The sequence below is a fragment of the Nocardia sp. NPDC003482 genome (genome assembly GCF_053588115.1).
Map to the genome: position 1 here is coordinate 14,749 of NZ_JBSFPI010000039.1, position 13,141 is coordinate 27,889.

The 13,141-nt window shown below is 68.1% G+C and carries 11 protein-coding genes; 3 read left to right on the forward strand and 8 right to left on the reverse strand.

What is annotated here, in order from left to right; translation table 11 throughout:
* Positions 1–190 precede the first annotated feature (190 nt).
* Both ACWDSJ_RS35770 and ACWDSJ_RS35775 read left to right on the forward strand, forming a co-directional pair.
* The gene (locus ACWDSJ_RS35770; protein ID WP_450037205.1) at positions 191–4,027 is read left to right on the forward strand and encodes an nSTAND1 domain-containing NTPase; all 3,837 of its coding nucleotides are present in this window, start codon (positions 191–193) and stop codon (positions 4,025–4,027) included.
* 362 nt (positions 4,028–4,389) lie between these two features.
* Entirely contained in the window at positions 4,390–5,214 is an 825-nt protein-coding gene (locus ACWDSJ_RS35775; RefSeq protein WP_450037206.1) for a hypothetical protein, read from the forward strand.
* A 13-nt stretch (positions 5,215–5,227) separates the two neighbouring features.
* Here ACWDSJ_RS35775 and ACWDSJ_RS35780 read toward each other — a convergent pair whose 3' ends face one another.
* The 7 genes from ACWDSJ_RS35780 to ACWDSJ_RS35810 all read right to left on the reverse strand — a co-directional run bounded on the left by ACWDSJ_RS35780 (position 5,228) and on the right by ACWDSJ_RS35810 (position 10,539).
* A complete protein-coding gene (locus tag ACWDSJ_RS35780; protein ID WP_450037208.1) occupies positions 5,228–5,374 on the reverse strand; it encodes a hypothetical protein in 147 nt (48 codons plus the stop codon).
* A gap of 437 nt (positions 5,375–5,811) precedes the next feature.
* Positions 5,812–6,084, reverse strand: coding sequence for a hypothetical protein (locus ACWDSJ_RS35785; protein ID WP_450037210.1), 273 nt, complete (start codon positions 6,082–6,084; stop codon positions 5,812–5,814).
* Complete coding sequence (locus tag ACWDSJ_RS35790) at positions 6,081–7,322, reverse strand: ATP-grasp domain-containing protein (protein ID WP_450037212.1); 1,242 nt, start codon at positions 7,320–7,322, stop codon at positions 6,081–6,083. Before ACWDSJ_RS35790 ends, ACWDSJ_RS35785 begins: the two co-directional genes overlap by 4 nt.
* Entirely contained in the window at positions 7,313–8,584 is a 1,272-nt protein-coding gene (locus ACWDSJ_RS35795; RefSeq protein WP_450037214.1) for an MFS transporter, read from the reverse strand. Before ACWDSJ_RS35795 ends, ACWDSJ_RS35790 begins: the two co-directional genes overlap by 10 nt.
* On the reverse strand, positions 8,581–9,657 hold the full coding sequence (locus tag ACWDSJ_RS35800) for a thymidylate synthase (protein ID WP_450037216.1): 1,077 nt from the start codon (positions 9,655–9,657) through the stop codon (positions 8,581–8,583). Before ACWDSJ_RS35800 ends, ACWDSJ_RS35795 begins: the two co-directional genes overlap by 4 nt.
* Entirely contained in the window at positions 9,654–10,097 is a 444-nt protein-coding gene (locus ACWDSJ_RS35805) for a nucleoside 2-deoxyribosyltransferase (RefSeq protein ID WP_450037217.1), read from the reverse strand. Before ACWDSJ_RS35805 ends, ACWDSJ_RS35800 begins: the two co-directional genes overlap by 4 nt.
* Before the next feature lie 19 nt (positions 10,098–10,116).
* Positions 10,117–10,539, reverse strand: a complete 423-nt coding sequence (locus ACWDSJ_RS35810) for a GNAT family N-acetyltransferase (protein WP_450037219.1) — start codon at positions 10,537–10,539, stop codon at positions 10,117–10,119.
* A gap of 200 nt (positions 10,540–10,739) precedes the next feature.
* On the opposite strand from ACWDSJ_RS35810, the gene ACWDSJ_RS35815 reads away from it, so the two are divergent.
* Entirely contained in the window at positions 10,740–11,543 is an 804-nt protein-coding gene (locus tag ACWDSJ_RS35815; protein WP_450037220.1) for a cytochrome C oxidase subunit IV family protein, read from the forward strand.
* A gap of 121 nt (positions 11,544–11,664) precedes the next feature.
* Here the strand turns inward: ACWDSJ_RS35815 and ACWDSJ_RS35820 are convergent, their stop codons facing one another.
* Positions 11,665–12,990 carry a lipase family protein gene (locus ACWDSJ_RS35820; RefSeq protein ID WP_450037243.1) on the reverse strand — a complete coding sequence of 442 codons (1,326 nt, stop codon included), beginning with the start codon at positions 12,988–12,990 and terminating at the stop codon, positions 11,665–11,667.
* Positions 12,991–13,141: the final 151 nt, after the last annotated feature.

The window sequence follows — 13,141 nt, forward strand, 5'->3', positions numbered from 1 at the left end:
ACGGTCGGCGGCCGGGCAGTGGACAACAAAGCGTGGACAATGTGTCACTCGTTTCGCCCCTAATCCTTTGATCGGACAGAACGGACCCCTTCTCGCGGATTGCGCGGGTCGGTGCTGGGGGAGGGCTAATATTCGGTGTCGCGAGGGGGTTCGAGATTGATCACGTGCACGCTGGAATGGAGGGGGCCTGATGCCTCGGGGGGAACAGCCGATCGACGGTGCCGGTCCGGTCGTTGATTTCGCGAACGATTTGCGGAAGTTGCGGCGGGAGGCGGGATCGCCTCCGTATCGGCAGTTGGCGCGGCAGGCGATGTTCTCGGCTTCGGCGTTGGCGGCGGCGGCCGACGGCAGCAAACTGCCGAGTTTGGCGGTGACGCTGGCGTATGTCCGTGCGTGTGGCGGGGACACGGCGGTGTGGGAGGCGCGCTGGCACGGGCTGGCCGCGGAACTCGCCGGAGCCGAGGACCCCACTGCGGGGGAGACCGATGGTGAAACCGTCTGTCCTTATGTGGGTTTGGCGTCGTATCAACCGGAGGACGCGGGCAGGTTCTACGGCCGCGAACGGCTCACCGACGACCTGGTGGCGCGAGTGCGGTCGAGCCGGTTCCTCGCCGTGTTCGGCGCCTCGGGGTCGGGAAAGTCGTCGCTGCTGCGCGCGGGTCTGATCGCGCGGATCGGCGGCGGTGACGACGCTTGCGCGGGGTGGCCGGTGTTGTTGTTCACCCCGGGGGCGCATCCGCTGGAGGAGTGCGCGGCCCGGCTCGCGGCATGGGCGGGCATGTCGGCGGTGGAGATCTGCCGGGAACTGGGCGAGGACCTGCGGGCCTTGCATCTGCGGGTGCTGCAAGCCTTGGTCGAACGCGGGGATGACGCGGATCTACTGATCGTGGTGGATCAATTCGAGGAAGTGTTCACCCTGTGCGAGGACGCCGGGGAGCGTGAGCGTTTCATCACCGCCTTGTGCGGAGCCGCCCGCGCGGGCAACAGCCGCACGCGCGTGGTGCTGGGTGTGCGCGCCGATTTCTACGCGCGCTGCGCTCGGTATCCGGATCTGGTCGAGGCGTTGCGGGACGCGCAGGTGCTGGTCGGTCCGATGAGTACCGAGGAACTGCGCAGGGCGGTCGCGCAACCGGCCGCCGACGCGAAATGTGTTGTGGAGAGCGCACTTCAGGCCCGTATCATCGCTGACACCGCGGGGCAGACCGGCGTGTTGCCGCTGGTGTCGCACGCGTTGCGCGAAACCTGGTATCGCCGTCGAGGGAACACTCTCACCGTCGAGGGGTACACCGCCGCGGGTGGGATTCAGCATGCGCTGGCCCGGACTGCTGAGAACACCTACTGTTCGCTGCCGCCCGAGCGGCAACAGCAGGCGCGCATGGTGTTGCTGCGGTTGGTCGCTCCCGGTGACAGGACCGAGGACACCAAACGCCGTATTCCGCGCGAGACGCTACCGGCCGAGACCGGGCCGGTCGTGGAAGCGCTCACCCGGGCACGGCTGGTCTCGGTCGACGACGGCGGGGTCGAGATCACTCACGAGGCGCTGCTGACGGCGTGGCCGCGTCTGCGGAATTGGATCGATGACGACCGGTTCGCGCTGCGGATCCACCACGAATTGGCCGAGGCCGCCGCGGACTGGATTCGCGACGATCACGACCCGGGTTTGTTGTATCGGGGCGGGCGCCTCACCGCCGCCCGCGAGTGGGCCACCAACCATCCGCGGGACCTGTTGCTGGAGAGCGATATTCGCGAGTTCCTCGACGCGTCGTCGGCTCAGCACCGGGCGGGGGTCCGGCGTCGCCGCGCCGCGCTCGTCGTCCTGGTCGTGCTGACCCTGGTCGCCTCCGCGGCCGCGGGTGTGGCGCTGCGTCAGGATTCGGTCGCCCGCGCCCAGCGCGACCGCGCCGTCTCGCGCCAGGTGGTCACCGAAGCGGGTGAACTCGCCGCCACCGACCCGGCGTTGGCCGCGCAGCTCGCCCTGGTCGGCTACCGGCTCGACCCCCACGACGGCAAGGTGGCCGCCGCCGTGATCGACACCCAGAACAACGCGTTGGCAACGACTTCGACCATCCACAGCGCGACTACCTTCGCGGTGGCGTTCAGCCCGGACGGCCGGATCATGGCCACCGGCTCGGCCGACAAGACCATCCGACTCTGGGATGTCAGCGACCCCGGCCGGCCTCGCACGATCGGCGCACCCCTGACCGGGCAGCGGGACTGGGTGTACTGGCTGGCTTTCAGCCCCGACGGGCGCACCCTCGCCAGCGCGAGCCGCGACCACACCGCCATGCTGTGGAACATCATCGACCCGGCCCGCGCCGTCCCGTGGGGGCCGCCGCTGCGAGGCCACAGCGACTACGTGTTCTCGGTGGCCTTCAGCGGCGACAGCCGGATCCTGGTGACCGCCAGCCAGGATCGCACCCTCGCGCTGTGGGATGTCGCCGACCCCGCCCATCCCACGCTGCTCAGCACGCTGATCGGGCACACCGACGCCGTGTCCTCGGCCGCGATCAGCCGCGACGGACGCATCGTCGCCAGCGCGGGCCACGACCACACCATCCGGTTGTGGAACGTCACCAACCCCCGCGATCCGACCTTGTGGACCGAGCCGTTGCCCGACGACGCGACCGTGTTCGCGGTCGCGTTCTCCCACGACGGGCGCACCCTCGCCAGCGTCGGCGACGACCCCGCTGTCCATCTCTGGGACATCAGCGACCCCACCCACGTCACCGCCGCCGCACCACCGTTGACCGGGGCCGGGGAAACCAACCTGGCCGTCGCGTTCGGCCCCGACGACCACACCCTGGCCACCGGCGGCGCCGACAATCGAATTCGCTTGTGGGACACGACCGATCCGCATCATCCCGCCCCGCTGGAAGCGCCCTTGGCCGGGCATACCGCCATGGTCACCTGGGTGGCGTTCACCCCCGACGGCCGCACCCTGGCCAGCGTCAGCGCCGACAAAACGGTGCGCCTGTGGAATCTGCCGCACATCGTGTCCGGCCACACCGACACCGTCGACGCGATCGCCTACCGCCCCGACGGACACACCCTGGCCAGCGGCGGCCACGACCACACCGTCCGGCTGTGGAACCTCGAGGACCCGGACAACCCCCACCCTCGCGGCGCGCCCCTGACCGAGCACACCGGCACGATCACCGACGTGACGTTCAGCCCCGACGGCCGCACCCTCGCCACCGCGAGCCGCGACCACACCGTCCGCCTCTGGAACACCGACGACCCCGACCACCCCCACCCCGCGGCGACGCTGCCCGGCACCGACGGCGACACCCCCGACGCGGCCGCGTTCCACCCGCGCGAACCCGTTCTCGCCACCGCAGCTGCAGGAAAGACCCTGCAGCTGTGGGACATTCACGACCCCGCCCACCCCGCACCGCTCGCCGTGGGCGCCGGAACACCCGCCCGCGTCAACTGGATCGGATTCAGCCCCGACGGCCACACCCTCGCCGCGGTCGGCAACGACGACAAGGTCCGGTTGTGGGACACCCACGACCCGGCCCACCCCGTCGCGCTGAAATCCATCGTCGTCGGCGACACCGACGGCCTGCGCTGGGGCGCGTTCTCCCCCGACGGCCACCAGCTCGCCCTCGCCGGAGCGGGTCACGCCGTGCACCTGTGGCACATCGACGACCCCGCCAACCCCCACCCGGTCACCGGCCCCCTCACCGGGCACGCCGACCAGGTGACCTGGGTCGGCTACCACCCGCACGACCACACACTGGCCAGTACCGGCATCGACAAATCCGTGCGCCTGTGGGACATCACTCATCTCGGAAACATCAGCCCGCGCCAGGTCCTGACCACCGGCCACCTGGCCTCGGTCACCAGCGCCGCCTACAGCCCCGACGGCCGCGTCCTCGCCACCGCCAGTGCCGACCACACCATCGAATTGTCCACTCCCGACCCGGAACTCGCCGCCCGCCGCATCTGCGCGACCACACGCGGCGTCCTCACCCGCGAGTTGTGGCAACGCTACGTGCCCGAACTCACCTATCGCCCGCCCTGCTGATCCGCCGACACCCCGAGGGGAACCCGTCGGACACGGCGGCGTAGGCGGCCGTCCCGGGCAAAAAGCCGCTTCCGTTGTCCAGAGTTCGTTGTCCAGCGCGAACCCCTCGACCCTGGACAACGGATCCGCGCTGCACTGGGGCTTGCCGACGCGACCGACCACCCCACGCCGTGAGGTGAGCGTCGGCAGGCTCGCCCTCCCCAGGGCGAGCCGATCACCGGCAATCTTAAGGAGTTCACGATGCGTATCCCCCCTGCTCCCGGCACCTCGGCGACCGAACGCGCCCCCGCCACGTCCAATCCGGTCGGTCCAGCGGGTACGGCACGGCCGGAGACGGAAACGAAACGCGAAGGACTGTAACCGTGGTCGATTCGCTGTTCGCCGACGTTTCGTATTTCCAACCACCCGTGGACGATTCGTACCCTTACGCGATATTGAGTTTTCGTTCCAACGACGGCACCTACCGGGATCCGAACTTCGCGCGGAACCATCGCTGGGCCGCGGCCGCCGCGGACACCGGCCGCCTCGCCTGCTTCATCGTCTACTTCTATTGGCGCCCGAACTGGGACGAAACGGTCGACGTCCACCGTGCCATGGTCGAGGCCGCGGGCGGCCCGCACGCGCGGATGATCTCGATGATCGACGTCGAGTCCGGCGGCAACCCCGATGGTGATCAATCCGACGGCATCAACCGCGCCTACTGGGAGTTGGCCGACTGGCTCGGCGACCCCCGCCGCGTGATCGGCTACGCGAACACCGGCGACCTCACCCGGATGTGGCCCGACCGCCCCCCAGGCATCCGCCTCATCGGCGCCGGATACGGACACAACCCCAACCTGCCCGGCCAGATCGCGCACCAATACACCGACGGCCGCGGCTTCGGCGGCGGCCTGCCCGAAGGTGCACCACCGTTCGGCCCGTGCGACATGAACGCCGCGAACGGACTGTCCCCCAACGACTTCGCCGCAGCCTGCGGCATCGGAACAGGAGAAGACGACATGGCATTCACCGACGAGGACCGCAAGATGTTGCGGGAAGTATGGGAACAACTGCGCGGCCCGGACGGCCGAGGCTGGCCCCAACTGGGCACCAACAGCCAGGGCGAGGCGCTGACACCGGTCGACACACTCGCCGAGATCGAGGAGGGGATCGCGGACCTCCGAGCCCGCGGCCACGAGGCGAGGTGATGTCGCGAAGTAGTTATTCGAGCGGTGGCTGGAAAGAGTTGGTGCGCCGTACGCGCCCGGCCGGGTAGGTCGGGCGCAGATTGCGGGCGATCTCGCGCAGCGCGGCATCACCCAGTTCGGCGCGCACCGACGCGCCGACGACGAACGGATACTTCTCCACCGGCCCACCCTCTCCCGAAATTGCGGTCGAGGGTGGGGCGAAAGTACTTGCCGCGCTGACTCGTTCAGCGGAGACTGTGGTCTCCGGCGGCAGCTGCGCGGGCACCTGGGCTGCGACCGCGGGCTCGCCGCAGCGCGTCGACCAGGATCGGTTTCAGGCGCGTTGGGCGGGCGAGGGTCCGCATGCCGAACCCCCGGGAAGTCCAGGGCTGTGCCCTCCCGTGCGAGTGTCCACCATCGGCGGGCCGGGCGGTCCAGCGACCGGTTCGTGAAGTCGTGGTCGGCAGCGCTGAGACCGTTGGCCCCGCCGCGGGTGCGCGGTTGTAACGTGCTGGTGACTCGCTCGTTCCGCCCGCAGGTTCCGCGGCGGGGATCGCGTCGGTGATCGCGGGGTTGGTTCGGCGTGCTCGTCGAGGTCGCGCGTCGGGGTTTTGCGCTTTACCGTTGTGAGGTTTCGACGATGGTTGTGGTGCGGAGTTCGCGGGTGAGCATGGTGGCGGTGGTGAGCGCTTCGCGGGCGGTTCCGACGATGTCGGGGGGATGGAGTTCGGGGGCTGATCGGGGGTCGATGCTTCGGGCGGCGGTCAGGGCGCAGTGGAGGAGGTGGCGGGCGGCGGAGACGGTCAACGAGTCGTGGTCGCGGGGGAAGGTGTCGAGGGCTTGTTCGAGGAGTCGGCATACCTCGGTGGTGTCGACGGCTGGTTCGGTCATGGGTGTGGCTCCGCGTAGGCGCCCAGGGCGGCGGCGAATTCGGCGAGGACATGAGGGGCGATGACGTTGTGGTCGTGGGTGAGGCGGGCGGCCCGCGCGAGGGCTGTGTCGGTGTCGGGGGCGGTGAGGAGGAGTTTGGCTTGGGTCGTGCCGTCGTGATAGACGACGTTGTGGAGGGAGAGGATGTCGGGGGCGGTGCGCAGCCGAGTGGCGGTGGCGGGGTCGAGGTCGGTAAGGGGGATTTCGGCGACGAAGCGGGGCGGGTGGGTCACGGCGAAGTCGCTGGTGGCCAGTGCGGTGTAGGTGTTGACGCCGGAGATCGCGGTCGACAGGTTGGTCAGACCGGAGACCCGCGGGTTGACTTCGATGAGGTGGAAACGGTTGTGCGCGTAGATGAATTCGAATTCCGCGTTGCCGTGGAGGCCGAGTTCTCGTGCCAGGCTCAGCAGGCGGTGGCGGAGCCGGTCGGATTCGTAGTGGGTGTCGGTGACGGGGCCGAAGCGAATGTGGTTGAACGGCACCAGGTCTCGGCTGCCGTCGGTGCATTTGCGGATCAGCGGCTGGCAGTGCTGGTCGTGTTCGGTGGCGAGGATCTCGATGCCGAACAGCTCCCCGTCGAGGAATTCCTCGACGAGGAAATCGATGTCGGGGGCCTCGTGGGTCAACCAATCCAGGGCGGTGGCGGGGGTGTCGAGCCGTTGGATGCCGGTGGCCATGGAGTCCCAGATCGGTTTGGCGACGACGGGGTAGGTCAGCGATTCGAGTCGCCGCGCGAGCAGGTTCGTGTGCGCGGAGTAGACCACTCCGCGCTGGTGCAGCAGGTCTCCCGACACGAAAATCCCACGGGGAGTGGGTATTCCGGCGGCCTCGGCGAGTCGGCGGGTCTCCCATTTGTTGCTGAAGGTGTAGGTGAGCTCGACTGGATGCAGGACCGTCGTCACGGTCGGTCGTTCGCGTCGCAGTGCGGCGAAGACGAGGCTGTCGCGGACGGCTTTGTCGTCGGGGACCGAGATCGAGATCACGCGGTCGGGCCGCCAGCGCAGCAGGGTGTCGGCGATGGTGTCGACCTCCGCGAGCGCGGGCAGGTGGTGGGTTTCACCGATCGCGGTGGGTGGGGGCCGGTCGTCGACGAGGAACGTGGCGACGGTGTGACCAGTGGCGCGCAGTTCGGTGATGGCGTGGCCGAAGGCGGGCAACGCTTGGTGGATGTCGACGGATCGGAGGAAGGCTATGCGCATGGTTCGTCCCTGTCGGCGAGTGAATCATTGTGCGGCGCGGTGCTTTTCGAGGTATTTCTGTGGGCGACCACGAAGGTGACCGCGAACGCGGTGGCGACGAGGACGACGAGCAGGTAGCCGAATCGGGGTGCGGTGGCGTCCATCAGGAGGCCGGTCGACTGCGCGAGCACGGTCTGCAACAGCAGACTGGCGAGGTTGCCTAGGGCCAGAACTCGCCCGAGGAGCCGGTTCGGCACTGCGGCCATGATCTCGGTGTACAGCGCGATGCGCGTCCCCGCTGCGGCCAAGCCGGCGACCACGGTGGCGACGATCGCGACGGGCAGATGGGTGTTCAGGGTCATGACCAGGCCGAATCCGGCGAGGGTGCACAGTCCGCTGATCACCAGCGCGCCGCGCCGCAGCCGTTCCCCGGCGCGAGTGAGGGTCAGGCCCGCGACGCACGCTCCCGCGCCCCACGCGGTCGCGATCAACCCGTAACCGACCGAGTTCGCGCCCAGGTCGATCTTGGCGTAGCCGGGCAGGGCGGTCGCGCAGATCGTCGCGGCAATGAACGGCGAGCACAACACCAGCGACAGGGCCAGCGCGCGGGGGTGCTCACGCAGATAGCCCAATCCCGCTCGGAATGTGTGTGCGTGCGCGCCGAGGTCGGCCCCGGGCTCGACGATCGGGTCCGGTACGTGCACGCGGGCGAGGATCACGATGCCCACGCACATCGCCGTGGCGCTGGCGGCGAGGATCGGATAGAACCCGACCGCTCGATAGACGACGCCGGCGACGGCTCCCGCGGAGAACAGCCCGATCTGCATCGAGACCTCGGCCACCGAATTCATACCGGCCGTGCCGCGGTCACCGGCCAGCCGGGCCACGATCGCCTTCGAGGCCGGAAAGTACAGATTCCAGCCGATGCCGTTGTCGAGTGCGAGCAGCAGCGCGAAGGCGGGGTGAAATCCGAAGGCGGCGAACAGGATCAGCGGCACGGTCATGAACGTGACCCGGATGGCGTGCGAGGTGACGGCGACGTGCTTGGGCCGGAACCGGTCGACCAGCGAGCCCGCCACCAGCGAGACCAGCACGCCGCCCAGGGTGTTGGCCGAGGCGACCGCGGCGACCAGGCTGCTCGAATGCGTCTTGTCGAAGACGAACCACGCGCTGGCCGAGATGACCATGCCCGCACCGAATTGCGTGATCACATCGGAGGCGATGAACAGCCGGGCACTCGAGATCCGGTCGCGGTCGGGTCGGGCGGGGGCGCGCGTGCTCATCGGGCCAGCGCCACGCCGGCGTCGTGCATGGCCCAGAAATAGCCCAGATAGTCTCGCTCCTCCGGCAACATCGGCACCGTCCGGGTCCGCGCGCGTCTGCTGATGTACTCGAGGGCGGCCACCCGCAGATCCGACGGCGGCAGCTCGGTGACGATGCGCAGCGCCGCTTCGGGATCGGTGCCGTCGGCGAAGGCGAGAAAGGCGCGCAGCATCGTCGCGGTCGCGGCGAAGAACGGGTCGGTGATCAGGGCGTTGATGCGGGCGGCCCGCTCGTGCGCGCCTTGGCGGGCGGCGGCTTCGACCGCGAACACCTCGGCGAGGGTCTCATCGAGGCCGTCGAGGTCGGTCTCGATCGCGAGCGCGGGGACGCCGAATTCGTAGACGCTGCGAATACCGCGCTGGCGCACGATGCGTTCGGCGGTGGCGTAGTGGCGCTGGTAGACGTGCAAAGTGCCGACGAACCAGGACATCCGGCCCACCGACCAGCCCAGCGTGCGGGCCATGATCTCGTGCAGCACGCTCCACTCGAACACGTTTATGCCGGAGAACCCCCAGATCGCGTCGTTGGCGCGCACCGCGACGTTCAACGCCAGGCTCGCGTCACGCTGCAGGAAATGCAACCAGTTGTTGCAGGGCACGTCGAGGGTGTCGACATGGTCGAGCGCGGGGTCGAAGATGGTCGCCACGGCGCGTTTGGTGTAAGGGTCTTCGCGCAGGCGATCGCGCACGGCGCCGAACTGGTCGAGCCCGCCGGGTCCCCACGATCGCAGCCGCGGCCCGTAGGCGGCCCGCCACGTTTTCCCGTCGTCGGAGAACTCACCCGCGCGGGGCAGATACCGGGTCAGGAATTCCATGTCGTTACGCCCGGCGAGCACCCAGATGGTCTCGGCGAGTTGGGCGAAGACGTTGTTGTTGCGGTGCGGGACGGTCAGCACCCGCTCGGTCGGTCGGTCCAGCGTCACCACCGCGCCGACGACCTCCTTCTGCTCGCCCCCGCGCGAGCGCACGACGACGCCGCGGCGGGCGATGTCGTCGAGGACCTCGACCAGGGCGGCGGTGATGTTGCGGCTCATCGTCCCTCCAGGGCGGCGTCGATCGCGGCGTAGGCGGCGGGCAGGTCCTCGTAGCCGACAGTGGTCACGCCCGAGCTGCCGCCGATCATCGCCGACACGCGGTCGCGCGGCCCCCGGAACAGGGCGAGGACCGGAATATCGTGGGTGACCGCGTGCGCGATCTCGTAACCGACTCCCAGACTCGCGGTTGTGACCTCCGCCACGACCACATCCGAGCTCCGCAACCATTGCAGATCGCGATCATGAATGAAAGTGTCGGTCAAATGCGATTGCCCGTACTGGGACAAGGTGCAGTCTCCGACGTGCTCGGTGAGCACGGTGCCGAAGCTTTTCAGATGAGAAATGAGTGCCTGATACGTGGGAACGTCTTCGCGTCCCGCGCGGATCGAGCCCGCGAAATAGATAACAGTCAACGTACTACCTTCGATCGGTGAATTCACGAGTATCTGTGGAATTGAATTATTCGGACGTGTGCGGGCTTTCGAGAACCTTCTCGTAGCAAACCGACAGGGGCACCAGATCGTAGGGGGAGAAGATCGGAATCCGGCGGTAACCGGACCGCTCGTAGAATCGCACGGCTTCCGGCTGCCGTAACCCCGTCTGCAACACGATTCGCCGCTCACGCCGCGATTCGGCGGCCCGCTCCACGGCGGCGAGCAGTTGCTCGGCGACACCGGCGCCCCGCTGCTCACGTCGGACGAACATTCTCTTGATCTCCAGCCCGGCGGCGCCGAGGCGTAGGGCGGCGTGCCCGATCGGAATTCCCGTGGCCCGGTCGTAGGCGATATAGGTCACCACCACACTGTCGGGATCGACCGACAACGCGTGTCCCGCCTCGGCTGTTTCGACGTCTTGGTAACGCGGACCGATCTCCGAGTCCATCTCCTCGCGAAGAACAACCGCATCCGGATGCTCCCATTCCACGGCGATGATTGTTGATCGACCCCCCGCAACTCCCACATTCTCCATGCAAAAAAGTTAGCGATCTCCTCGGGAGGAGAGACGGGTTTCGCTCACGTGGATTTGATCATGCCGACTGTTTGCGCGGACCGTCTTCGCGAACTCTGTCCGAGAACCTCGAAATGAAATACTCGGCAGACATCATGAAATGCTCCCGCGGCTTCATGCGCGGGTATCCCCTCCGGAAGCGGCGGCCAGCCAGTCAGAACCTCGGCGGGTGCGGTTTGTGCTGCCAGCGGATCAGTGATGGTGTCTTTTGGGTCGTCGACGTTGTCGCAGATCAGCGGCCAGCCCGAGTGGGTGGTCAGCCATTGCAGGCCGGTGGCGAAACCCCTGATGAAATACTGACATTCAAAATCTACGAATGGCACCACGAGATCACCAGCGGCTACACCATCGGCGACGAGTTCTTCAGCTTCTACTACGCGCTGACCGGCATCCATCTGGCGCATCTGGCACTGGGACTACTCGTCCTCGGCATCGTCACCGTGCACCTACGCGGACCCGCTATCCCGCATTCGGAACGGATCGGCATCGCCGAACAGGGCGCCCTGTACTGGCACATGATCGACCTGCTGTGGACCGTCATCTTCGCCATTCTCTACCTCATGAGGCGACAAGTGACCGAATCATCTACCGCCCCAACACGGTTCGCGCGCGATAAACGGGTCGTCGTCGCCGTGTGGGCCGCGCTGGCCGTAATCACCGTACTGGCCTGGCAGCTCACTCCCGGTCACACTCGAGCCACCGCCTCGCTGAGCAAGGAACTCATCGCCGCCATCGTCGTGCTCGGCGCGATCAAGTCCCGCCTGATCATCCGCTACTTCATGGAGATTCGCCACGCCCCGCGATGGTTGCGGGTTGCCACCGATGCCTGGGTGGTCGTGCTCTGGGCGGCGCTGCTGGCCACCTATTTGTGGCCTTGACCGCATGGAACAGTGGGGCGGTGGTGGCCAATCCTGCTGTGGCGCGGGCTTTTTCGGAGATCGCCGTGGGAGCCGTTGGCAGACCGCCGCTTCCGGATCGAGCGGCGTCGTCGAAGGCCGTTCAGTCGATGCGGCAGCCGGAGATGGGTTTGTCGGCGAGGCGGTCGAGGAGGTAGGTGACGGCGTTGTCGGGGCCGAAGCCGTCGATCAGTTCGGGGCCGAAGTGGTTGGGGATGGTGGCGCCGGGAAGGATCGGAGGGAGTTCATCGGTTCGGAAGGTGACGGTGGCGCCTTCGGCGCACCAGTCCTGGGCGAGTTGGTGGGCCTGGCCGTAGGGGACGGTGTCGTCGTTGCGGCCGCTGGTGATGAAGACGGGGGTCTTCGGGGTGAGGTTGCCGACCTTGTTCTCCGCGAGGGCGGGAGCGGCTTCCGGTATCTCCGCCAGGTGTTCGGTGAGGGAACGACCGTCCAGAGTGAGGGCGTTCGTTCTGACGAACGGATGACGGACGATGATATCCGCGATGCAGGAATCGCCGAGTTCCTTCAGGATCTGCCGCCCAGCGGGGCTGGCGACGCGATCGATGGCGGCATTCAAGGCCGGATAACGGGCCAGCAGGCTGTTGATGGCGAATCCGATGGCGCCGCCGATGAGGGCTCCGTCGATGTGCGGCAGGATCGCCGCGAGGTCGGCGACCGGACCTCCGGCCCAGGTGCCCTTCAGGTTCAGTTCGGGAGCGTAGTCGGGTTGCAGTTCGGCGGCCGCGGCGGTGGCGCCGCCACCCTGGGAGTAGCCCCACAGGACCAGGGGGGTTTCGGGGCCGACCCCGGCGAGGGTGTTGGCGGCGCGGGCGGCGTCGAGGACGGCGTGGGCCTGCTCGCGGCGGTTGCCGTAGGTGTGGGTGCCGGGCGTGCCGAGACCGATGTAGTCGGTGACCAGGACGCGGGCGCCCAACGCGCTCCACACCTGGGAGGCGGGCAGTTCCTGGTTGGCGGAGATGCCCGGGGCGGGATCGGTGTAGGCGGTGATACCGGTGGCGAACGCCTTGGACATCGCACACTGGTCGCCCTGGCCGGAGGTGCCGGGAGCGATGACCACGGTCGGGCGCGGCCCCGCGCCCTGCCAGGGACCGGCGGCGTCGATGAAGGTCCCGCTGACCGCGACCGGGGTGCCGTCCTGAAGACGGCTGGTGTACATGACCAGCTGCGCCCGGCCCGGCCAGCCCTGCCCATCCGGCGCCGCGGCGTACAGCGGCATCGGGGCGGTCTTGACGATCGCGCCCCGCTCCTGCGGGATCGACGCGGGCGGGGTGTAGAAATCCGCGGCCTGCGCCGCGACGGGTGGAACGGCCACCGCCACGCCGGTGCTCGCCGCGGTCAGGCACGCCGCCGCGACCGCCGCGGTGGCCCAGCGCCGCCGAGTGCGAGAACCATCTTCCCGTTGATACATCACGAACCTCACGCCTCACTCTGCGTCATTGCCGAAGTGCTTGGCCAGCAAGCGAAGACACGCGTCTCGGGCTCGAGAACGCGATCTTGACTACTGGACAGTAACAGAGTTATCGAATGAGTCAACGACCGCGGTGCTCCGGCGATCGGGT

Coding starts and splice junctions, on each gene's coding strand:
- ACWDSJ_RS35770 (WP_450037205.1), top strand. CDS start 191: ATGCCTCGGGGGGAACAGCCGATCGACGGTGCCGGTCCGGTCGTTGAT.
- ACWDSJ_RS35785 (WP_450037210.1), bottom strand. CDS start 6,084: ATGACCGAACCAGCCGTCGACACCACCGAGGTATGCCGACTCCTCGAA.
- ACWDSJ_RS35790 (WP_450037212.1), bottom strand. CDS start 7,322: ATGCGCATAGCCTTCCTCCGATCCGTCGACATCCACCAAGCGTTGCCC.
- ACWDSJ_RS35795 (WP_450037214.1), bottom strand. CDS start 8,584: ATGAGCACGCGCGCCCCCGCCCGACCCGACCGCGACCGGATCTCGAGT.
- ACWDSJ_RS35800 (WP_450037216.1), bottom strand. CDS start 9,657: ATGAGCCGCAACATCACCGCCGCCCTGGTCGAGGTCCTCGACGACATC.
- ACWDSJ_RS35810 (WP_450037219.1), bottom strand. CDS start 10,539: ATGGACTCGGAGATCGGTCCGCGTTACCAAGACGTCGAAACAGCCGAG.
- ACWDSJ_RS35815 (WP_450037220.1), top strand. CDS start 10,740: ATGAAATACTCGGCAGACATCATGAAATGCTCCCGCGGCTTCATGCGC.
- ACWDSJ_RS35820 (WP_450037243.1), bottom strand. CDS start 12,990: ATGTATCAACGGGAAGATGGTTCTCGCACTCGGCGGCGCTGGGCCACC.